Genomic DNA, 23,846 nt, shown 5'->3' with positions numbered 1-23,846 from the left:
TGATACTGTCAACATAAAAAAATAAACCGGAAGTATAAAAACTTTTCGGCTCGGTTTTTTAATCTTAGGTCTTTTCTAATTAGCTGGTTTTATCTTGTTACCCCCCTTTTACTCACCGGTTACAAAAAAACTCTCTATGCTCTTGACAAAACCGATTTTACGTGCTACAATTCAGAGGATTAGAGCATTTATAGAGATAGAGAAAACAGTGAATTAGTATATTGGTGTGTCTAAAAATTAGGAGTTTAGATGCAGAGGTGTATTGTGTTTTTCTCTAAATGAAATCAATTTTATTTTGAGGGAAAAATGAAAAGCAAAGTAATACACAAAAGATCATTTATAAAGATTATTTTCCTTGTGATAACAGTGTTTTTTCTGTGCCAGAATATTTCCATGGCGGGTCCCCATCTTAAACAAAATACGAAAAAGTGGTTATCGGTTCTTCAAATACGAGATGCTAACTACGAGATACGAGCAATGAAAAAATCCCTTGCCCCGCGATCTTTGTTTGATCAGGAAGAAATTAAAACCGGCTCAATACAAATCGAAAATGCATTGAGTGCCGGATTAACAATGTTTCGTGCGTTGCGTAGCGGAATGTCTTTTAAAGATGCGATAAAGGAATGTCAGGAAAAATATGGAAAAGTAGTAGCATATGACGGTATACGCTACGAAGGGAAAGTATTGTTTGTTCCTGTTAGCGAACTTCTCTACGTGAAAATAAGCCATGATGGGTGGGAGCTATTGGAATCAGCGGATGTGGAAGATATTATCTTACGTTACGCGCAAAGCGGAGTGGCGCATATCTCTAAACCACTTTCGAAAATTGATTCAGGAGATGTAAAGAAAGTCCTTATCAATACTGAGAATTATCTGGGTCGGGGAGACTATATCATTCAATCTATTATTGTAACTGCACTTCGAGAGTCATATCCTGATGCAGAGATTACCGTAGTCAACAAATTTCCTGATTTATTGAAAAACATCGAAAAAGTTAGTGTTGTAAGAGATCGACATGAGATAACAGAGTCAATAGATGATTTTGATTTGGTTATTGACCTTGATTCGCTTTCTAATGATTGGTTCTATTCTGGAAGTGCGAATAAGATTATCTATAAAGATACTGCTCTCAAGGGGTACGCATTTGTTGATAATGAAAATAATGAGCGTAAAAGGATATTGAATGTGTCCCTTGATTCCGATAGAGATTTTAGTTTTAATTATTATGATTACTACAACACGTTAATACGCGGCTGGGGCTTGAAAAGCGAAAAAGAGTATATACCGGCTATTGCGGTTTCTGATGATGAAACAGTAGGAATTCGTTCGTTATTAGAAAAATTAAATGTGTTACCCAATCAAAGTGAAAACAACTTTATTGTGGTATTTAATCCGTTAAGTAGCATTAAAGAAAAGGAGTTAGGGATCGAAGATAGTCTTAGAATATGTCGTATGTTACTGGCATTGCTCCCTGAAAATGCCGTTATTATTATTAAAAAAGGAGATCCAAAGAATACGAGACATCAAAAGTTAACTAATGATATACAAGAACTTATAAATGTTTCTGACATTGATAGTAAACGTGTTAAGGTTATTCCGTATAGTCTTAGCTATCGCCAGTTGATGTCACTTATTGCAATTTCAAATATGGTGATAGGTGTTGATACATCTATCAGTCATATTGCACATTCGTTTAGTAAAGAGACAGTTACCATTTTTCTCAAAAGTGACAAAATGCTCACTGTTTACGATGCTCCTGTAGAATGGGTAAGTCCCACTGAAAAATCACACTATGTGGAAGTCGATCACGAGCCTGAGGACACGTTTATAAAGTTGAACAGAAATGATTATGAAAATATTGAAGCGTTATGCAAAGTGCTCGAATCAGAACGAAAAAACAGTTTAGAAGAAATATTTATTACAAACACAATACCAGATAAGGTGGTGCGTGATTTTATTGTGTTTATCAATGAGCTGGTCGAAAAATCTCAGAACGAGAAAATAAATGATCTTGCGGTGTATATTAATACCGAGAAAAATATAAAAGTGCTTCGTGCCATTTTAAATCATATGAAGGAAAACTTTAGGGTATTATATGCGCATGACCTTGATATTATCCGAGATTTAGATGAAGCAGGAATTAGCTCAGCTGGGTTATCGGGGTATATTAGATCATTAAATATTGTTAAGTATGCCGCGGCACTTGACAGATATCTTACCCATCAATTTTATATTGTTCCCCGCAACAATTTTAATCGTGAGGTCGATTCATTAAGATTCACCAATAATGATGCATAAATTCATTTATTTTCCATGTATAACCGCGCTTTATATCATTGACTGCAACACTTTTTATAAGTATACTCTTGCGAATTAGTTGTATGAACATACGTAATCCGGAGGAGTTATGACTGACCAGACGCATCCCGATGTAACAGACCAAAGAGAAAAAGATTTTATTTCTGAACGAAAAGAGAGATTGCAGACCATCGTTAATGCTGGTGGCGAGCCTTACGGAAGAAAATTCGAACGTAGCGGGTATATTTCCGAGTACATAGAGAGCTATGAAGAAGGGAAGCTCGTTACTGTTTGTGGAAGAGTTATGGCATGGCGTGGGCACGGCAAAACAGTTTTTGCTGATGTACGTGACCGAACAGGAAAGATTCAGATGTATGCGCGCAAAGATGAGCTCGTAGAATCATTTGATTTGTTGCAATGTGTTGATATAGGCGATATTATAGGTATTACCGGAAAGCTCGTTAAGACAAGAACCGGTGAGGTAACAGTTCATTTAGAATCGTTTGCCATGCTTAGTAAAGCTTTGCGGCCACTTCCAGAAAAATGGCATGGCCTTAAAGATATTGAGACGCGGTATCGTCAACGCTATCTTGACCTTATTTCTAATGAAGAGGTGAGGAACGTGTTTTTAAAACGCAGTGCGATCATCACGCTCATTCGCAAGTATCTTGATGAGCGGGAATATCTTGAGGTTGAAACACCTATGATGCAGGCTATGGCTGGTGGAGCTGTTGCAAAACCGTTTGTAACATACCACGAATCATTGTCTACCGATCTGTATTTAAGAATAGCTCCTGAGCTGTATCTTAAACGGTTACTTGTTGGTGGATTAGAAAAAGTTTATGAACTGAATAGAAATTTTAGGAATGAGGGGTTATCTCGTCGCCACAACCCTGAATTTACTATGTTAGAGATATATGCAGCGTACGAAGATTATGAATCAATGATGACACTCACTGAAGAGTTGACTGTCTACATTTGTTCAGAGCTCGGTATAGATCTTAAAACAGGAGCAAGCGGTATTGATATGACACCGCCTTGGAAAAGAATATCAATGTATGATGCACTTAAAGAGTATACGGGAATAGATTTTAAGACCTGTGACAATATTAAGGAGCAGGCAAAGAAATTAGGTGTTGAGTTTGATAAAAACGCTCATGATCATGCAGTCGTTAATGAAATATTTGAAAGTTGTGTTGAAAAGAAGTTAATCAACCCTACATTCATTACTGATTATCCTGCTATTTTGTGCCCGCTATCAAAGACGAAAAAAGATGATCCGGAAATCGCTGAACGGTTCGAACTCTACATGAATGGACAGGAGCTTGCTAATGCCTATTCTGAGCTTAATGATCCTGCAATCCAGCTCAAAAATTTTCAGAAACAGGCCGAAGGGACCGGTAAAGATATTGATGAGGATTATGTGCGTGCTCTTGAACACGGTATGCCGCCTGCCGGAGGACTGGGAATCGGGATTGATCGATTAGTTATGGTTCTGACCAACCAGGAATCGATTAGGGATGTTATCTTGTTCCCGCAATTAAAAGGAAAGGGATAGACAGCGCATTATGTTGCCATTGGAAGCGCGTATAAGTTTACGATATCTGTTTGCTAAACGAAAAGAAAAGTTTATTTCAATAATTACTTTTCTTTCAATAAGCGGTGTGGCTCTTTCAGTCATGACACTTATCATTGTTCTTGCGGTTATGACAGGTTTTGAAAAAGACATGAAAGATAAGATCCTCGGTGCTAGCGCTCATGTGGTTATTAGTGCTGATATACCGGTTAAAGATCCATATTCTGTAGTTGATCTTGCGCTGAAGACGCCTCATGTAGTCGCTGCAACACCCTATGTTTTCGGGCAGGTTATTGCTCGGGTAAGGAATCGTGTTGTTGGTGTTGTCGTGCGAGGGATAGATACGGACCGTGAATCAACAGTCACGAATATAAAAAAGAAAATGACATACGGCACCTATGAGCTTAAAGGCAATGAAACCATAATCGGCAAAGAGTTTGCGCGAAGGTTTAGTTTATTTCTGGGAGATTCATTGCGCATTATTTCTCCATCAACGGTTATGACGCCTCTCGGACCCGCATCACGGATTCTTGACTGTACGGTTGCCGGGATCTTTTCATATGGTATGTATGAGTATGATTCGAATCTCGTGTACCTTAATTTAAAGACAGCCCAGAAACTATTCGGATTAGGATATGATGTGCATGGTGTTAGTCTCAAACTTGATGATGTTGACAATGCCGCACGTGTTAAGAAAGCGCTCAAGGAAAAACTTTCACCACCGCTCTATGCCTATACTTGGATCGATCAGAATAGAAACCTGTTTGCTGCTTTAAAGACAGAAAAGAATGTAATGTTTATATTGCTTGTTTTAGCGATTGCCGTTGCCGCAACGAATATTATCAGTACACTTATTATGATGGTTATGGAAAAAACAAAAGATATTGGTGTTTTGAAATCGATAGGCGTTACTGCAGGCGGTATCATGAGAACGTTTCTTCTTTTAGGGCTTATAATCGGTGTGATCGGTATGGTGATCGGTACCGTAGGCGGCGTTCTTTTTGTTGAGAATATTGATACTATTGAAACACTTGTATCAAAGGTTACCGGAGTAGATGTTTTTCCTCGTGAAATATATTATTTGGATACATTACCTGCACAAATTAATATGAGAGACCTTATAACTATTTGTCTTTCCGCTGTTGTTTTGTCGATTTGTGCCGCGTTATATCCCGCGTGGCGTGCTGCACGTATGGAGCCTGTTGAAGCATTGAGATATGAATAGTCAAAAATGACAATAACTTAAGGTATTTTTTATTTACTAAATCGCAAATCTCATTATAATTTATATGATAATTATTAAAGCAAAAAATATTCACAAAGAGTATGTGATTGGCTCCGAAAGAGTTAATGTCTTAAAAGGAGTAAGTCTCGATATTGAAAAAAATGCCTTTGTTGGAATTGTAGGACCAAGCGGCGCGGGAAAGAGTACGCTACTGCATATCTTGGGATCTTTAGATAAGCCAACAAAGGGTGAGGTACTGTATCATGATACTGTTAATATTTATGCGTTGCGTGACAGTAAAAGATCTCTGCTGAGAAATAAAAAAGTTGGTTTTGTATTTCAGTTTTATTATCTGCTTCCTGAGTTTACGGCAGTGGAGAATGTTATGATGCCGGCACTAGTAGCTGATAATGACCGTGCGCGGGATGTTAAAGAGGTAAAGAACCGTGCGAGCCAGATTTTGGAAGAGGTGGGGTTAGCCAGCAGAATGAATCATAAGCCAAGACAGCTTTCCGGTGGAGAGCAGCAGCGTGTTGCGATTGCACGGGCATTGATGAATAACCCTGACATATTATTTGCTGATGAGCCTACGGGAAACCTTGATAGTGCTCATAGTGAAAGTATTATTGATCTTTTAATGAAATTACATGATGATAAAAAGCAAACTATCGTTATGGTAACACATGACAACAGCATAGCGGCACGAACACATATGCAGATACATATGAGTGATGGCCGAATAGACAAAATGGTTAATTAGTGTTGTATCTATGCGGCTAGACTGTGGATGAGGATAAGAGAAAGAGGTTTTCAATATGAGAGTAAATATAAATGGAAAAATATATTCTAAGGATGATGCGTGTATCTCTGTGTATGACAGTGGTTTTCTTTACGGTGATGGCGTGTTTGAGGGGATCTGTTTTTCTAATAAGAAAATCTTTAAATTAACCGAGCATATAGTGCGTCTGTATGAATCAGCTCAAACAATTTTACTTACCATTCCAAAAAAGCAGCAAGAGTTGATCGAAGAGGTAAAGAAAACTGTTCGGGAAAGCACGCTGGCGGATGGATATATAAGGCTCATTGTTACCAGAGGGAAGGGTAACCTCGGGTTGAATCCTTTTGTATGTAAAAATCCGCAGATTATCATCATTGTTGATCAGTTAGCGTTATATCCGGACAGCTTGTATGAGAAGGGGCTTACGCTTATTACTTCAGCATCACCGCGCAATTTTGCTGAAGCACTCAGTCCTCGGGTAAAACATATGAACTACCTAAATAATATTATGGCTCAGGCTGATGCGGTGAACGCAGGTGCGGATGAAGCGTTGCTTTTAAATACAGCTGGATATGTTTCTGAGTGTAGTGGTGATAATATTTTTATTGTTAAAGATAACGTGCTCTACACTCCGAATACTTCATCAGGGATTTTGAAAGGAATTACGAGAGATCTTGTTATTGAGCTTGCCCAAAAGAACGGGTTAGACATGCATGAAGTACTTATGTCTCGCCATGATATATATAATGCCGATGAATGTTTCTTGACCGGTACAGCGGCAAAAGTTGTTCCTGCGGTGAAACTCGATTGGAGGATCATAGGAACAGGTAAACCTGGCCCTATTACGAAAAGATTCATCGAACAGTTTAACGCGCTTGTTAAAACTGCCGGTGAACCCGTATAATAAAATTATATAAGGAAATGTATTATGCTCTGTGAATCCTGCGAAAAAAATGAAGCGACAATTCATTATGCTGAAGTTATTGATGGCGCTCTCAAAAAAATGAACATTTGCGAGGAATGCGCGAAGAAAAAAGGTATTGGATTTACTTCGAGCTTCTCATTTGTTGATTTGCTCGGCGGGTTGAGTGATGTTTCTGCGGTAGAAGAAAAAGAAGATCAAATAACGTGTTCTCAGTGTGAATTGTCTTATGGAGAGTTTAAGAAGAAGGGGAGACTGGGATGCGCTCAGTGTTATGAGACATTCAAGAAAGGGCTCGAGCCACTTTTAGAAGCGATTCATAAGAGCTCGTATCATGTGGGAAAAGTCCCGAAGGGGATTGAATCATCGATTAGTAATATTGCAAAGCTAAGGAAATTGAAAGATGATTTAAAAACGGCTATTACAAGTGAGAACTACGAAAAAGCGGCAAAAATTCGTGATGACATAAAGCACCATGAAAAACTTAAAACAAAGAAAAAAACCACAAAATAACAATACACGGTACGTATGCAATTACATATTCTTTTGAATAAAACAAGTGAGTGGGTTCAGGGGACAGGTCCCGATGCTGAGATTGTTCTAACCAGCCGTATCCGCATGGCGCGGAATATAGTAGATTTTCCTTTTCCGAATCGTGCATCGCTCGAACAAAAAGAAAAAATGCTTGATGTTGCTGAAAAAGCGCTTTCGTCACTTGATGCTATGCAAGGGTCACTCTTTTTCCGTTTAAATGACATTGATGCTATTGATAAACAATTTTTGATTGAAAGGCACCTTATCAGTAAAGAACATGCTGTTGTGCAAAAAGGATCGGCCGTTTCAATTAGTGATCAGGAAATTTACAGTGTGATGCTTAATGAAGAAGACCATTTTAGAATGCAGGTCGTGAAACCGGGCTTTCAGCTTGATGAGGTCCTTGATTTAATTAACGATCTGGACGATAGGCTTGAAAGTAAGCTGCAGTACGCGTTTCATCCTCAATGGGGCTATCTTACCGCATGTCCGACAAATATCGGAACAGGAATGAGAGCCAGTGTCATGCTTCACTTACCGGCGCTTGTCCTTGCAAAACAAATAAACCAGGTTCTTCAAGCAGTGGTTAAGTTAGGGCTTGCTGTACGCGGACTCTATGGTGAGGGAACTGAAGCTATTGGAAATCTTTTTCAAATATCGAATCAATCTACTTTAGGTAAAAATGAGGCGGATATACTTGATAACATAAAGAAGATTATTAAACAGATAGTGGGGCACGAAAAGAATGCTAGGCAGTATCTGCTTAAAAGTCAGAAGAAACAGGTTATGGACAGTGTTGGACGGGCATATGGAGTTTTGAAAAATGCGCATATATTAAACTCAAGAGAAGCAATTGAGCTATTATCCACCCTGCGATTAGGTGTAGATCTTGGGATTGTAACTGATATTGAGCGAATGCAGATCAATGAGCTTATGATATTAACTCAGCCGGCACATTTACAGAAAGTTGCCGGTAAAGAGCTAGATCATACCGAAAGAGATATAGTGCGATCGGAACTTATAAGGGAAAGACTAACATAATCGTGAATCGATAAAAGATAGCGCATAGCGGGTAGCGTATAGTGAAAAACATAAAAAGTAAACGCTGTATTCTAGGTATAATAAAAAAATATTTTTCAGTGAACAATGAACGATCATAATTTGATTCTTGGAATTTAATCGTAAGGAGATGACATATGTTTGATAGATTTACTAATAGAGCACGGCAAGTAATCATAATTGCCCGTAAAGAAGCTGATAGATTTAATCATAATTATATAGGTACGGAACACTTGCTTTTGGGAATTATAAAGCTGGGACAAGGTGTTGCAGTAAATGTTTTAAGAAAAATGGGACTTGATTTTGAGACGATCCGACTTGAGGTTGAAAAAGCCGTTGGAAGCGGGCCGGAAACAAAAACAATAGGTGATATTCCACTTACTTCACGGGCTAAAAAAGTAATTGAACTTTCAATTGAAGAAGCAAAGAACCTTAATCATAGTTATGTCGGCACGGAACATCTTTTGTTGGGTCTTTTAAGAGAAGGAGAAGGTGTTGCCGCCCGTATATTAAAAAATCTTGATATTGACATTGAGCAAGTGCGTGCGGAAGTGTTAAATGAACTTGAGATAGGTATGGCACCGGGTTCTCAGGGAGAGGAAGGCTATAATCTCGCTGAAGGTGCGGAAAGAAGAGAGGGGACAGAAACACCCGCTCTGAAAGCTTTCGGCCGTGACCTAACAGAACTTGCTCAAGACAAAAAGCTTGATCCTGTTATTGGCCGGCATGAGGAGATTGAACGTGTTATCCAAGTGCTTTGTCGACGCACAAAAAATAATCCGGTATTGATCGGTGAGGCAGGTGTTGGTAAAACAGCTATTGTGGAAGGGCTGGCACAGGAAATTGTCAGCGGTAATATACCTGAAATATTGCGTGATAAACGTATGATCACTTTAGACCTCGCGTTAATGGTTGCAGGGACAAAATACCGAGGGCAGTTTGAGGAACGGATTAAAGCGGTGATGGATGAAATTAGAAAAGCAAAAAATGTTATTCTTTTCATTGATGAGCTTCATACCCTTGTTGGCGCTGGTGCGGCAGAAGGGGCAATTGACGCGTCAAACATATTGAAACCAGCTTTATCACGTGGCGAATTGCAGTGTGTTGGCGCAACGACTGTAAATGAGTACCGGAAGTTTATCGAAAAAGATGCAGCACTTGAAAGAAGATTCCAAATGATCATGGTTGAACCGCCATCAGTTGATCAGACTGTTCAGATTTTAATGGGGTTAAGAGACAAGTACCAGGACCATCATAAAGCATGTATAACTGATGAGGCTGTTGCTGCTGCTGCGAAACTGTCCGACAGGTATATTACGGGACGATTTCTTCCCGATAAGGCGATAGATCTTATGGATGAAGCTGGTGCAAAAGCTCGCATATCCGTCATGACTCGTCCTCCAGAAATAAAGATCATGGAGGGTGATATTGAAGATGCACGTAAAGAAAAAGAAAAGTCAATTGCCGAGCAGGATTATGAAAAAGCTGCTGCCATGAGAGATAAGGAAAGAGAGCTCAGAAAGAAGCTTGATACTTTGATATCTAGATGGAAAGATAAAGGTATGGATAAGGAAGTGGTGGTAACTGCGGAAGATATCGCCCATATAATATCAAAATGGACCGGTATTCCTTTGACACGGCTTGGTGAAGGAGAAACTGAGAAACTGCTTCGTATGGAAGAGGAAATACATAAAAGAGTAGTGGGGCAAGATGCTCCGGTTACGGCTATATCAAAGGCTTTGAGACGGTCCCGTGCGGACCTAAAAGATCCTAAAAGGCCTATAGGATCATTCATTTTCTTGGGACCAACCGGTGTTGGAAAGACGCTTGTTGCGCGTGCGCTAGCCGAATTCATGTTTGGTAATGAAGATGCCCTCATCCAAATAGATATGTCAGAATACATGGAGAAGTTTGCTGTATCACGTCTTACCGGGTCACCTCCGGGATATGTCGGATTTGAAGAGGGCGGACAGCTTACAGAACAAATTCGTCGTAAGCCGTACTCTGTTGTGCTCTTTGATGAGGTGGATAAAGCGCATCCTGATGTTATGAACCTTCTTCTCCAAGTTTTAGAAGAAGGAAAACTTACAGACAATTTAGGAAGAAAAGTTGATTTCCGTAATACGATCGTTATTCTTACCACAAATATTGGCGCAGAGCTCTTAAAAAAACAAGCTACCGTAGGTTTTGCCGCGCAAAATGAAGAGGGTACGTTTGATGCGTTGAAAGATAAAATTCTTGGTGAAGCAAAGAAAGCGTTTAAACCGGAATTTTTGAACAGAGTTGATGAAAGCATTGTTTTTCGAACACTTAATAAAGTTGATCTGATCAAAATTGTTGATATTGAACTGCAACGAATTTATGACCGTCTTGAAAAACAAAGTATAAAATTGGTTATCGACAAGAAATCAAAAGAATATATTGTTGAAAAAGGTTATGATCCTAAATTTGGCGCTCGTCCAATAAAACGAGCTATACAGCGATATGTTGAGGATCCTCTTGCTGAATATTTGCTCAAAAAGAATCATAAGGAAAAAGATAAAGTTAGTATTAAATCAATGCTTGAAAACGATTCTATCGTGTTTAAATAAAAAAAAGCAATGCGCCAAGTGTACTGATAAATTGTAACTGCAGCGTTTTTATTGTTATTTTAATGTGTCAGCAAAATGAATAATGCTCATATATGAAACATAAACTCGAAGCTGTAAGACAGGGTCTTTTAAACTGGGTAATTCGGGTTGGTAGTCTTACCAACATGTTTTTTAGAACGCTCCATTATGTTGTTGTTGATCCTCCTCGCCGATCAATGATTTTTAAGCAGATGTATGAAATAGGCGTGTTGAGCCTTCCTGTAGTCCTAATAACCGGTGCGTTCACCGGTATGGTTCTCGCTGTTCAGACCTACTATCAATTTCATAAGATCACCATGGAATCCGCGGTTGGTATTATTGTCGGATTATCCATGACAAACGAGTTGGGCCCTGTACTCACAGCAATCATGATCGCCGGTCGAGTTGGTGCGGCTATGGCTGCGGAACTCGGCACGATGAAAGTTACCGAGCAAATTGATGCGTTAAAAACACTAGCGGTTGATCCTATAAAATATTTAATTGCCCCGCGCTTTATTGCAGCAGTTGCACTTGTTCCCATTTTAACTGTATTTTCTGTTTTTGTTGGTATTGTTGGAGGGTACATTGTAGGTGTTGAACTTAAAGGAATAAATGCGACATTCTTTATTAGGAATATGCTGGATTATACGACACCCGAAGATTTGTTTAGCGGCCTTATTAAAACGGTTGTATTTGCTATTATTATAGCGATTGTAAGCTGTTATGAAGGGTTTAATGCGCGAGGTGGAGCAGAAGGCGTTGGTAATGCCGCAACAAAAGCAGTTGTATCATCTGCTATTACAATATTAATAGTTGATTTCTTTTTATCGATGATACTTTTTTAAAAGCTATAAGCTATAAGTTTTAAGCTATAAGCTGTAAGCTTTAAGTTTTAAGCAAAAAACCAATAATCAAAAAAATATAAATAGAAAAATCCATAATGTCGATTTAATATCTTTTAGAATAAGTCTTATAGCATATAGCTTACAGCTTATAGCTTTAAATGAAGGTTTTTAGAAATGATTGAAATTATTGATCTGCACAAACATTTTAATGGAAATTCAGTCCTGAAAGGCGTTAACCTTACCATCGAGACTGGTGAGACTATGGTCATTATTGGGAGAAGCGGCTGTGGTAAGTCAGTATTATTAAAACATATTATCGGACTTTTAAAACCTGATTCGGGTAAGGTTATTATAGACGGGGCTGATATTGCTCAGGCAAGCATTAATGAGATGTATAAAATGCGAAAAAAGTTCGGTATGCTTTTTCAGGGTGCAGCACTTTTTGATTCTATGACGGTAAGTGAGAATGTTGGTTTCGGGTTGTATGAACATACGTCAATGAGCGATTCTGAAATTGCGCAGCGAATAAAAATGCAGTTAGCATTGGTTGGATTAGAGGATATTGAAGACAAGAAACCGGCTGAATTATCAGGGGGAATGCGTAAACGCGTTGGTCTTGCCCGTGCTATTGCAATGGGGCCGCAAACAATATTATATGATGAGCCGACAACGGGTATTGACCCTATTATGGGGGATATTATAAATGACCTTGTATTGAAACTTCATGATACGCTGTCTGTAACGAGTTGTGCAGTAACACACGATATGACAAGTGCATACAAGATAGCGGATAGGATTGCGATGTTGTATGACGGGACAATTATAGAAGTAGGGACTCCTGAAGAGATTAAAAATTCAAAAAATCCTTATGTGAAACAGTTTATTTCCGGTAGTGCGGTTGGCCCAATTAAAGTGCTTAATGATTAACTCATTAGTTGCCATTATGGTGTAAATCCATTATAGTAAAGACATTAAAGGAAAGGTACCTGTATGAAGGAAAGAACCACTGATTTTACCGTTGGTATATTTGTTATGATTGGTCTTATACTCCTGAGCATAATGGTTGTAAAATTCGGAAATTACAGTTATACAGAAAAACATTATGAGCTTATCTCAGTATTTAAGTTTACCAACGGTGTTGTTGTCGGTGCTCCGGTACGCTGTGCCGGTGTTGAAGTTGGAAAAGTGCAGGAACTCCGCTTTTCTGAAAAGAAAGAGTTTGGCGTTGATGTTGTGTGCAGTCTTAAGTCTGGGACTGTTATACGAAAAGATGCGCTTGTTGTGATCAATTCACTTGGAATTATGGGTGAAAAATATGTTGAATTCTTACCGCAAAGCATTACGTCGCCCGTTCTTTCTGATGGGGATGTCATAAGAGGAGTGGATCCGGTTGCCATGTCAGAGATTATGCAAGAAGGTCGCGATATTGCGCAAAAGGTCGATGATGTTATCGCTGACTGGAATAATGAAAAGATGCAGGAAAAAGTAAAACAGGCAGTGACAAATATTGAGAATATAACAAATGAGGAAACACAAGAATCAGTGAAAGCAATACTAGATAATGTCGAAACTATTACCGGTTCTCCAAATAAGGAGAACATTGAACGTGCGATAAAGAACTTTAGGGAATTCAGTGAGAACGCAAATAGAGTGACTATGAAAATAGAGGGTATAGTCGATGCAAATGAAGAATTCTTTAAGACATTCGGAAAAGATTTTTCAGATGCGATAAACTCATTTAAGAATGTTGTTAATAATATTGAAAAAGGAGAAGGCACAGTAGGACAATTAATAAAAGACGATGAGATCGGTAAAGATATAAAAGATTTTATCAAGGATATTAAAGCGAATCCATGGAAATTATTTATCCGAGGAAAAGAAAAAAAACCCTCCACAAACAAACAGCAGCAACAAAAAGTGTTCGGGATTTTCTGATACATTCTTTACTATCAAATACATATCTGTCCTAAATGTGTACATATGAGGTTGATAAATGCCCCCAAAATTAAAATCTGTCTATGTGTGCCGTGAATGTGGCTATACGCAATCGCAGTGGTTAGGAAAATGCCCGTCTTGCGACCAGTGGGACGTATTTGTCGAAGATGTTGTTTCCGGAAGTAACAGTAAAACTTCCGTCTCGCGAGCGTCCGTAATAGACAAAAAACCGGTAATGCTTAACTCAGTAATTGCTCCTATAGGGGAACGTATCCGGACAAACATTGGTGAGTTTGATAGAGTGCTCGGCGGTGGTATCGTAGATGGGTCACTTGTCCTTTTAGGCGGTGAACCGGGTATTGGTAAATCAACTTTGCTTTTACAAGTATGCGAACAGCTCGGTAACAATAATCAAAGAATACTCTATATTAGTGGTGAAGAATCTGTAGCGCAGACACAAATGCGTGCTCAGCGTTTAGGTGTAAAAGCCCAGAACATATATGTAATATCTGAAACAAATCTTGAAGTTGTTACAAACAGCATTGCTGAGCTTGATCCCCATGTGATTATAGTCGATTCTATTCAAATAATGTATTCTGAAACACTTGAATCAGCCCCTGGAAGCGTTGCGCAAGTGCGTGAAATCGCGAACAATTTTATGCGAATAGCAAAAGATACGTCGCGTGCGGTATTTCTTATTGGCCATATAACGAAAGAAGGCGCGATAGCCGGGCCGAAGGTATTAGAGCATATGGTTGATACCGTGTTATATTTTGAAGGCGACCGGTATCATGCGTATAGAGTGTTGCGTGCAGTGAAAAATCGATTTGGTCCGACAGATGAAATAGGAGTGTTTCGCATGGATAGCGAGGGACTGCAAGAAGTGAGCAATCCTTCTGAAATATTTTTGGCTGAGCGGCGTGAGAATATATCGGGATCAGTTGTTGTCACATCTGTTGAGGGGACACGGCCGATCTTGGTTGAGCTGCAAGCGCTGGTGACTCCTACTGCCTATGGCACCCCTAACAGAAAAGCACTTGGCGTTGATTATAATAGAATGATGCTTCTCCTTGCTGTTCTCGAGAAAAGAGTTGGCCTTGGTCTTTCGACACGGGACGTATTTATTAATGCTGTGGGTGGCGCAAAAGTATTTGAGCCTGCTATTGATCTGGGGATGGTTCTTGCCCTGTATTCTAGCTTTAAGGATGTTAATATTGATCAAAATCTTATTGCAATTGGTGAGGTTGGATTGGGTGGAGAATTGCGATCAGTGAGTCATGTAACGATGAGAGTTAAAGAAGGGATAAAACTGGGTTTTAGGAAATTTATTGTTCCTGAAAATGATGTAAAAAAATGCACCGGTAGTCTCGACCTAAAAGATATTGATATGTATGGCGCCCGTACGGTCAAAGATGCAATTGATGCAGCGGTAAGGTCTGTGGAAAGCAAAAGATAATGGGTGTAACACAAACAAAAAAAACAGTATGCATAATTGCCGCGGGTGGTACTGGATCTCGGCTTAAGAGTACAGAAGATAAACCATATGTACGTATCAATGGCGTTCCTTTGATTGTGCGTACGGTAGGTATCTTTAATCATCTGCAGTCTATAGATGCGGTGATTCTCAGTGTGCATCCAGAAAAAATAAAAAAGTGTAAAATACTTATGAAAAAGTACGGTATGCATAAGGTGAGTGCTATAGTAGCGGGAGGTGCTACCAGACAGGATTCAGTATACAATGGTTTATGTAGCGCGCCACCGGACACCGAACTTGTGGTTATTCACGATTGTGCTCGTCCGTTCACTGTGCCGTCACTCGTGACAAAGGCGGTAAAGTCAGCGAGAAAGTACGGTGGGGCAGTTGTGGGTGTGAGAGCATACGATACTTTGAAAAGAGTTGATAGTAGAGATATTGTCGAGAAGACAATTAATAGGACAATTATTTGCCATGCGCAGACACCACAAGTGTTCTCCTATCCTACGCTTTGTGAAATGTATAAAAAAGCAAAAACTCAGAAGTTATGTGCGACAGATGATTCGTTTTTGTATGAGAACTATGGGAGTACGGTAAAAATGGTTTTGCATGACTCGTGCAATATGAAAATAACGACAGCAGGGGATTTGAAATTAGCAAAGCTAATGTTTTTAGACAAAAATTCCGGGTGCAAGAGGAGGCAATCATGAGAGTTGGTATTGGATATGATGCACATGCATTAGTTGAAGGGCGTAGATTGGTGCTTGGCGGTGTTGAACTACCTCATGACAAAGGTCTTCTTGGTCATTCAGACAGTGATGTTCTCATACATGCCCTGTGCGATGCACTTTTAGGCGCTTTGGGGGCTGGTGATATCGGGCAACATTTTCCTGATACCGATATGCAGTATAAGGATATTTCAAGTGTGTTTTTTCTTGAAAAAATTCGTGAGCTATTGCATGAAAGAAAATATAAAGTAGTGAATATCGATACTATTGTTATTGCCGCTGAACCAAAGATAATGCCGCATGCAGATAACATGAAGCAGAATATTGCCCGCGCTTTAGATGTTGATCCTAGCAGTGTCAATATTAAAGCAACAACCACTGAAGGTTTAGGGTTTACTGGCGAAAAAAAAGGTATTGCAGCTCACGCTATTGTTAGTATAGTGTCTGAGTAGAGTATTAATTATGAGAACAATCATAGAAGGAACAGTATATGAATAAACAGTGTGGTGATACAGGTGTTCGAGTACGTTTTGCTCCGTCACCGACAGGATACATGCATATCGGTAATGCGCGAACGGCTCTCTTTAATTGGTTTTTTGCAAAAAAGCATAATGGTACATTCATTGTACGTATTGAAGATACTGACCGGGAGCGTTCAAAAGAAGAGTACACACAAGCAATGCTTGAAGATCTGAACTGGTTGCAATTACCGTGGAATGAAGGGCCTGATATCGGGGGAGAGTACGGACCGTATACGCAGTCTATGCGATCACAGCTTTATACCACGCATTTCGAAACACTCAAATCTAAAGGGCATATTTACCCCTGTTTCTGTCAGCCGGATGAGCTAGATTTCCGTCGCAAGGAAGCAATGAAAAATGGTACAGCGCCAAAGTATGATAATAGATGTCGGGACCTTACCGAAAAAGATATTCAGGAAAAAACCGATTTAGGAATAAAACCCTCGTGGCGCTTTAAAGTGCCCGAAAGAATTGTCCGTGTAGACGATATTATCCGTGGGACGGTTGAATTTGATACCAGTATAATGGGTGATTTTGTCATTATGAAATCTGGGGGGATCCCGACGTTTCATTTCGCGGTATGTATTGACGATGGACTGATGAAAATATCACATGTAATACGGGGAGAAGATCATCTCTCAAACACCCCTAAACATGTGCTTTTATTTGAAGCTCTAGGATATCCGTTACCATTATTTGCGCATATGCCTATGATAATGGGTCCTGACGGCCAGCGGCTTTCTAAAAGACATGGGGTTACTTCAGTGAGTGAGTTTAGGGAATTAGGATATTTACCTGAAGCGTTAAAGAATTATCTGGCGCTCCTCGGGTGGGCACCTAAGGACAATAAAGAGATTATGGGAATAGACGAAATGGTTGATGAATTTTCGCTTGAGTGTGTAAATAAATCGGCTTCTATTTTTGATTATACAAAGTTGAACTGGGTAAATGCAAATTATCTGCGCAATACTGATTGCGGAAGAATAACTGATCTTGCAATGCCCTATCTGGCACGTGCCGGTCTCATTAAGGAGAATGTTGACGAATGTCAAATGGAAGAAATAACAAAGATCGTGCAGTTGGTCCTGCCGTATTTACGTTGTCTTTCTGAGGTGAGTGAGCATGTTGAAAAAATTCTTAACGATACGATTGTTTTAGGTCCGGAAGAAAAAGAAATAGTGAAAGACAGTGCGATTCTCTTTCAGGAATTTATTAGCGGCCTTGGTTCAGAAGAGTGTGGGGTTGACTATGATTGGAAAGCGTATTTCAGTGCGGTGATGAAAAAAACCGGTCTTAAAGGAAAACAATTTTATATGCCACTCAGGATCGCTATTACAGGAAGTGCGCATGGGCCTGAACTTATTGATGTTATTAATATTTTAGGTAAAATCCGGTGTTGTGCTCGGGTCGGGAATATATTAGAACAGATACAATAGAGGATAGTACTATGACGTTGAACGTATTTAATACGATGAGTTCTCATAAAGAACCTTTTGTGCCTCGTGAGGAAAAAAAGGTCCGTATGTATGTATGCGGAGTAACAGTCTATGATGAATGTCATCTCGGGCACGCACGGTGCTATATTACCTTTGATATTGTGAAACGATATCTGGAGTATAAGGGATATCAAGTGACCTATGTGAGAAATGTCACCGATATTGACGATAAGATAATACAAAAAGCACAAAAAGCCGATGTATCCGATCTCTCGCAAGAGGTAAAGAATGTCACCGGTAAGTACTATGATTCTTTCAAGAAGCATATGCAGGAACTTAACGTATTGGAACCAACCAGAGAGCCAAAAGCGACAGAGCATATAGCGGACATTGTTCATGCGGTTACGACACTTATAGATAAAGGTTTTGCGTATACCGTAGATGGAGACGTTTATTTTGAAGTTGGGAAATTACCTTCTTATGGCAAGCTTTCAAAAAGAACCCTGGAGGATATGCTTGCCGGAGCGCGTGTCGAAATTAATAAAAACAAAAGATCACCAATGGATTTTGCCTTATGGAAGAAAGCCAAAGAAGATGAGCCTTCATGGGAATCACCGTGGGGAAAAGGCCGACCGGGATGGCATATAGAATGTTCTGTAATGTCGACAAAATATTTGGGAACAGCATTTGATATACATGGCGGCGGGCAAGACCTTATCTTTCCGCATCATGAAAATGAGATTGCTCAAGCCGAAGCGATTTCAGGTGAGCAATTTGTTCGTTATTGGGTTCATAACGGGTTTGTTACCGTTAATAAAGAAAAGATGTCAAAATCACTGGGTAATTTCTTTGCATTAAAAGATATTTTTAAGGAGTATAGCGGTAATGTCGTGCGTTTCTTTCTTATGACCAAGCACTATAGAAGTCCGATAGATTTTTGTGACGAAGAACTGCGTGAAGCGCAAAAAAATATTGAACGAATTGAAAATTGTATTGCACGTATTGTTGAAATCATTGAAAAAGATACAGTCATAAATGTAGAGAGTACTGAAAAAAGCACATGGATAAACCAATTTGAAGAAGCAATGGATGATGATTTTAATACTGCACGGGCAATAGCAGTCGTTTTTGATCTGAGGCATGAATTGAATAAGATTATGTCAGGATCGGGCGATCAATCGATGTTGCGCACAGGGTATAGTGACCTTGTCTTAATGCTCACTATTTTAGGGGTAACGTACCATGTGGTTGAGATACTAAAGGTACTGAAAGATGAGGAGAAATCAGTTGATAGTCTTGACGAAGTTCTCGCAAAAAAAGAACTATCTGAAAGTGATGTAAGAGATCTTATCAAAATGAGAAATTATGCCCGAAAAAATCGAGTGTGGGATAAGGCTGATATCATAAGAGATGCTCTGGGCACTCGGAACATATCTTTACAAGATGAACCTGATGGAACAGTTTATAGTATAGATAAAAGCTAAAGAGCTGAAATAAAATAGTGATATTAATGAAAGGTATTTATGAAAGGCGTTCTCTTAACATTTGAAGGTATTGAAGGATGCGGTAAATCAACACAAGCACAACTAGTATTTGATTACCTGCGCAAAAGGGGCTATCGAGTCTTTATGTCAAGAGAACCAGGAGGGACGTTCTTAGGCAAGAAGATCAGAGAGCTTGTTCTAAATAAGTCGTATGAAGGGATCACTGATATCACTGAATTATTTCTTTATTTGGCTGATCGTGCACAGCATGTTGATACAGTAGTGAAACCGCATATTGAAGATGGTGCTGTTGTTATTTGTGACAGATTTATTGATTCTACTTTTGTGTATCAAGGATATGGAAGAGGTATTGAAAAAGACTTTATTGTTAAAGCGAACAAAATAGCTACTCAGAAAATTATGCCTGATAGAACATTCATAATCGATATAGATATTTATACCGGGTTAAAAAGATCGGCACATCTCGAAAAGGAACATGCCCCGAAAGGAACGCTCGATCGCATTGAAGCTGAGACAGAACTTTTTCATGAACATATTCGAGAAGGGTTTAAGAGTCTTGCAAAGAAAGAGCCTAAAAGATGTGTGATCCTTGATGGTTCGCTCGAACTGCATGATATACACAAAAGCATTATTGCGAACGTCAATATGTTGTTAAAAAGAAAAAAAATATTTCGGTTTTAATAGGGGTGAATATGTCGTTTAAGGATGTACTCGGACATGAATCTATTGTAAGTAGACTTTTAAATAGCATATCGACCGGTAAGGTAGGGCATGCGTATTTATATTGCGGTGTGCGTGGTGTTGGGAAACGTTTTGTTGCGCTACAATTCGCTAAGGCACTTAATTGTACCCAAAGAGATATGGACTCGTGCGATACATGCGAGAGTTGCAAAAAAATAAATGGGATGAATCATGCGGATGTAAAATGGTACGGGCCGAGTGGGACATCACGTTTGATTAAAATCGAATCAGCCAGAGAAATAACAAAAAGTGCATATCTTAAGCCGTATGAAGCCAGAAAAAAAGTATTTATTATCTCAGATGTTGACCTTATGAATCCTGCGGCAAGTAATGCGCTTTTAAAGACACTTGAAGAACCGCCGGCTGATACGGTATTTGTTCTGACGACCTCACATAAGGATTCTGTTTTACCAACAATCTCTTCGCGATGTCAAATCATTGATTTTAATCCGGTATCGGTAAAATATATAGAAGATATACTGAGGCAAAGGTATAATCTAGATGAAAGTGATATTGAGCTCTATAGCGCTATTGCAGCGGGAAGGATCGGTAGGATTGAAACCATCTTAAATAGCGAGTATATGGCCAGAAGAAAAATGGTGCTTGAAGAGATAGTATCAGGTAAATGTTGCTCGATCACACATGTGGTGAGTTTTGTTGAAGGAATGTTAGATGCATTGCGTGATGAAAAGGACAAGCAAGAAGACGAGATAAAGGAATCAAGGGGTGAAATTACTGATATTGATAAAGCGTATATTGAAGGAGCTTTTAAAGATGAGATAATTGAAATGCTGCGGTTTCTTATACTGCTTTATAGGGATATCGTAGCCTGTAAAGTGGCCAGCGGATCGTACATTGTTAATGTTGATCATCGGGAAGTCATTGACACGCTTGCAGAAAAATATACACTCGAAAGACTTGAGGTTATCATTGAGTCAATTGAATATGTAAAAAATGCTATTATGGGTAATGGCAATCTGAAACTGGCCTTAGAATGTTTGTTTTTAAAGATCGGGGAAGCCGCCTAAAGTATTGGAGGCGGTCTCTGATATGTAATGATGTTTAAATAGAAGATTACGTGTTTGGAGAATATATGGAGAAATTTGTACAAGTCAGGATGAGAGAAGAAGGTAAAACACATTTTTGCATGGTAAACGATATTGAAACGGTTATCGGTGATTATGTTATTGCTGAATCAGAACGAGGCGTTGATTATGGGGAAGTTATTGGCGATCCTGAATCATTTCTTGATGCTGATGTTGAGAAACCGCTTCACAAAAATGTTCGTAAAGTAACACCTGAAGATATGAAAAAAATTGAATCAAATAAGAGTTCCGCAAAAGAAGCGTTTCAAACCTGTCAGCAAAAAATGCTGACACACAAACTGCAAATGAAGCTTGTTGATGTTGAATATACTTTTGATCGATCACGAATCGTTTTCTATTTTACCGCTGATGGACGAATAGATTTTAGAGAACTGGTTAAAGATCTCGCAAATGTATTTAAAGCACGTATTGAAATGAGACAAATAGGTGTGCGTGATGAAGCAAAAATACTTGGTGGGATCGGCTGCTGCGGAAGAAAGTTGTGTTGCGCGCAGTTTCTGAAAGATTTCGATCCGGTAAATATAAAAATGGCGAAAGTACAGCGCCTATCACTAAATCCAAACAAGATATCAGGCTTATGCGGACGGCTTATGTGCTGTCTTAAGTATGAGTTTAAGACATATAAGCATCTCGAGAAATGTTTGCCGCGAGAAGGAACATTGGTGCGTACAAAATACGGTGATGGTAAAGTGGTTAATCTTAATATTCTGAGACAGACGGTTATGGTAGAGATTGAAAATGACAGGACGATGGATGTTCCGGTCAAAGAGTTAACAATACTGAAGGCAGAATCAAAAGACTCAGGTAAAAACAAAAAACAATAGTGGATTCTCAATTATGAAAAAACGTTTTTATGTCACAACAGCAATCGATTATGTCAATAGCAGTCCTCACTTGGGGACAGCCTATGAAAAAATTGGCGCTGATGTGCTTGCACGTTTTAAACGAATGTTTGGATATGAAACATTTTTCTTAATGGGCACTGACGAACACAGTCTTAATGTCGAGAAACAGGCTAAGGAAATGAACATGACGCCGAACGCATATTGCGATGATATGATCGCAAAATTCAAGGATGCGTGGAGTCATTTGCATATTTCATTTGATGATTTTATTCGTACAACAGAGAAACGCCATATTGATACCGTGCAGGAAATGTTCAAAAGGATAAATGATAAAAACGATATTTATCAGGGTGAATATAAAGGATGGTATTGTGTTTCATGTGAAGCGTTCATGAAAGATAAAGATCTGGAAGATGGTATGTGCCCGGTTCATAAACGTAAACCTGACTGGGTCGTTGAAAAAAATTATTTTTTTGCGCTATCTCGATACGGGGACAAGTTATTAGAGTATATCGAAAACAACAAGGATTTTATCAGGCCTGAGATCAGAAAAAACGAAATGATCAATGTTATAAAAGGCGGACTTGAAGATATTAGTGTTACACGATCATCGGTAGGATGGGGGATACCGCTACCTTTTGATGATACGCATGTATTGTATGTTTGGTTTGATGCATTGATAAATTATCTGTCAGGGTGCGGTTTTTCCGATAATGAGGATCGATTAAAAAAATATTGGCCGTGTGATGTTCATATTATAGGAAAAGATATTACACGATTTCATTGCATTATCTGGCCGGCAATGTTGATGAGTGCCGGGCTTGAACTTCCCAAAAGTGTTTTTGGCCACGGGTTTGTGTATATTGAAGGCGGGAAAATGAGTAAAACTGAGGGACGTACTGTTGACCCCATTGATATATGCGATAAGCATGGCGCGGACGCACTGCGTTATTTTCTTATGAGAGAGATACCCTTTGATAGAGATGGTGATTTTTCGTGGGAAAGTTTTACGAATCGTTATAATGCTGATTTGGCAAATGATCTTGGTAACCTTGTTTCGAGATCATTGTCAATGGTGTCTCGATACTGCGGGGGAGTCATACCAAAAGCAGGTGAAATAACAGAAAAAGACTTTGAGATTAAAGAAAAGGCCCAGACGCTTCTATCATTGCTTGAGAAACAGGTTGATTTGCTTGATTTTAGCGGCATACTTGTAAAGTTATGGTCAGTTATTCAATCTGCTAACCGGTATGTAGAAAATAATGCACCCTGGACGCTAGCAAAAGAACAGAATTATGAAAGGCTTCATACAGTACTGTATAATCTATGTGAAGTGGTCCGTCTTTGTTCAGTGATTCTTTATCCGTATATGCCTGAAAAAGCTAAAGAGATATCCGCGCAGCTGGGACTGCCTCAAGCATTTGATTCACTGGTTCAAACGGACGCACTCCTCTGGGGTGGCATTAAGGACGGTACAGCGATTGGTAAGCTGACACCATTGTTTCCAAAGATTGAAAAATAATAATAAAAGATAGCTGTAAGCGATAAAAAACATTTATAGCTTATAGCTTACAACTTAAATATACATATGATTATAGATACCCATGCTCATCTGACTGATCCTGTATTTGATAGTGATCGTGAAGATGTCTTAAAACGTGCTCGTGATGCCCATATTGAATATATAATTGCGGTATCATATGATCTGG

General features: G+C 39.1%; 20 protein-coding genes. All 20 read left to right on the top strand.

The window, feature by feature from the left end; genetic code table 11:
- Positions 1 to 306 precede the first annotated feature (306 nt).
- A complete protein-coding gene (locus tag P9M13_05585; protein MDP8262757.1) occupies positions 307 to 2,298 on the top strand; it encodes a glycosyltransferase family 9 protein in 1,992 nt (663 codons plus the stop codon).
- 109 nt (positions 2,299 to 2,407) lie between these two features.
- Complete coding sequence (gene lysS / locus P9M13_05580) at positions 2,408 to 3,856, top strand: lysine--tRNA ligase (protein MDP8262756.1); 1,449 nt, start codon at positions 2,408 to 2,410, stop codon at positions 3,854 to 3,856.
- A 10-nt stretch (positions 3,857 to 3,866) separates the two neighbouring features.
- Positions 3,867 to 5,099 (top strand): lipoprotein-releasing ABC transporter permease subunit, encoded by a 1,233-nt coding sequence (locus P9M13_05575; GenBank protein MDP8262755.1) that lies wholly within the window; start codon positions 3,867 to 3,869, stop codon positions 5,097 to 5,099.
- 64 nt (positions 5,100 to 5,163) lie between these two features.
- Positions 5,164 to 5,859, top strand: coding sequence for an ABC transporter ATP-binding protein (locus tag P9M13_05570; GenBank protein ID MDP8262754.1), 696 nt, complete (start codon positions 5,164 to 5,166; stop codon positions 5,857 to 5,859).
- A gap of 55 nt (positions 5,860 to 5,914) precedes the next feature.
- Complete coding sequence (ilvE, locus tag P9M13_05565) at positions 5,915 to 6,781, top strand: branched-chain-amino-acid transaminase (GenBank protein MDP8262753.1); 867 nt, start codon at positions 5,915 to 5,917, stop codon at positions 6,779 to 6,781.
- Positions 6,782 to 6,805: 24 nt separating this feature from the next.
- Entirely contained in the window at positions 6,806 to 7,312 is a 507-nt protein-coding gene (locus P9M13_05560) for a UvrB/UvrC motif-containing protein (protein MDP8262752.1), read from the top strand.
- A 15-nt stretch (positions 7,313 to 7,327) separates the two neighbouring features.
- The gene (locus P9M13_05555) at positions 7,328 to 8,374 is read left to right on the top strand and encodes a protein arginine kinase (protein ID MDP8262751.1); all 1,047 of its coding nucleotides are present in this window, start codon (positions 7,328 to 7,330) and stop codon (positions 8,372 to 8,374) included.
- 155 nt (positions 8,375 to 8,529) lie between these two features.
- A complete protein-coding gene (locus P9M13_05550) occupies positions 8,530 to 10,983 on the top strand; it encodes an ATP-dependent Clp protease ATP-binding subunit (protein MDP8262750.1) in 2,454 nt (817 codons plus the stop codon).
- 92 nt (positions 10,984 to 11,075) lie between these two features.
- Entirely contained in the window at positions 11,076 to 11,846 is a 771-nt protein-coding gene (locus P9M13_05545) for an ABC transporter permease (protein ID MDP8262749.1), read from the top strand.
- A gap of 174 nt (positions 11,847 to 12,020) precedes the next feature.
- Positions 12,021 to 12,773, top strand: coding sequence for an ABC transporter ATP-binding protein (locus P9M13_05540; protein ID MDP8262748.1), 753 nt, complete (start codon positions 12,021 to 12,023; stop codon positions 12,771 to 12,773).
- Between the two features lie 63 nt (positions 12,774 to 12,836).
- Positions 12,837 to 13,781 carry an MlaD family protein gene (locus P9M13_05535; protein MDP8262747.1) on the top strand — a complete coding sequence of 315 codons (945 nt, stop codon included), beginning with the start codon at positions 12,837 to 12,839 and terminating at the stop codon, positions 13,779 to 13,781.
- 58 nt (positions 13,782 to 13,839) lie between these two features.
- A complete protein-coding gene (gene radA, locus P9M13_05530) occupies positions 13,840 to 15,237 on the top strand; it encodes a DNA repair protein RadA (GenBank protein MDP8262746.1) in 1,398 nt (465 codons plus the stop codon).
- Positions 15,237 to 15,965: a 2-C-methyl-D-erythritol 4-phosphate cytidylyltransferase gene (gene ispD, locus P9M13_05525; protein ID MDP8262745.1), complete on the top strand. Its 729-nt coding sequence runs from the start codon at positions 15,237 to 15,239 to the stop codon at positions 15,963 to 15,965. Before radA ends, ispD begins: the two co-directional genes overlap by 1 nt.
- Positions 15,962 to 16,435: a 2-C-methyl-D-erythritol 2,4-cyclodiphosphate synthase gene (gene ispF / locus P9M13_05520; protein ID MDP8262744.1), complete on the top strand. Its 474-nt coding sequence runs from the start codon at positions 15,962 to 15,964 to the stop codon at positions 16,433 to 16,435. Before ispD ends, ispF begins: the two co-directional genes overlap by 4 nt.
- Positions 16,436 to 16,473: 38 nt before the next feature.
- Complete coding sequence (gene gltX, locus P9M13_05515; GenBank protein MDP8262743.1) at positions 16,474 to 17,940, top strand: glutamate--tRNA ligase; 1,467 nt, start codon at positions 16,474 to 16,476, stop codon at positions 17,938 to 17,940.
- Positions 17,941 to 17,951: 11 nt separating this feature from the next.
- Positions 17,952 to 19,424: a cysteine--tRNA ligase gene (gene cysS / locus P9M13_05510; GenBank protein MDP8262742.1), complete on the top strand. Its 1,473-nt coding sequence runs from the start codon at positions 17,952 to 17,954 to the stop codon at positions 19,422 to 19,424.
- 39 nt (positions 19,425 to 19,463) lie between these two features.
- Positions 19,464 to 20,126, top strand: coding sequence for a dTMP kinase (gene tmk / locus P9M13_05505; protein ID MDP8262741.1), 663 nt, complete (start codon positions 19,464 to 19,466; stop codon positions 20,124 to 20,126).
- Positions 20,127 to 20,137: 11 nt separating this feature from the next.
- Positions 20,138 to 21,214, top strand: a complete 1,077-nt coding sequence (holB, locus tag P9M13_05500; protein ID MDP8262740.1) for a DNA polymerase III subunit delta' — start codon at positions 20,138 to 20,140, stop codon at positions 21,212 to 21,214.
- 65 nt (positions 21,215 to 21,279) lie between these two features.
- Entirely contained in the window at positions 21,280 to 22,116 is an 837-nt protein-coding gene (locus tag P9M13_05495) for a stage 0 sporulation family protein (protein MDP8262739.1), read from the top strand.
- Between the two features lie 13 nt (positions 22,117 to 22,129).
- Positions 22,130 to 23,659, top strand: a complete 1,530-nt coding sequence (metG, locus tag P9M13_05490) for a methionine--tRNA ligase (GenBank protein MDP8262738.1) — start codon at positions 22,130 to 22,132, stop codon at positions 23,657 to 23,659.
- The last annotated feature ends 187 nt before the right edge of the window (positions 23,660 to 23,846 follow it).

Source organism: Candidatus Ancaeobacter aquaticus, assembly GCA_030765405.1.
GTDB classification, from domain to species: domain Bacteria; phylum Auribacterota; class Ancaeobacteria; order Ancaeobacterales; family Ancaeobacteraceae; genus Ancaeobacter; species Ancaeobacter aquaticus.
The sequence above is the reverse complement of the archived record's forward strand: the minus strand, read 5'-3'. Positions and strand labels throughout refer to the sequence as shown.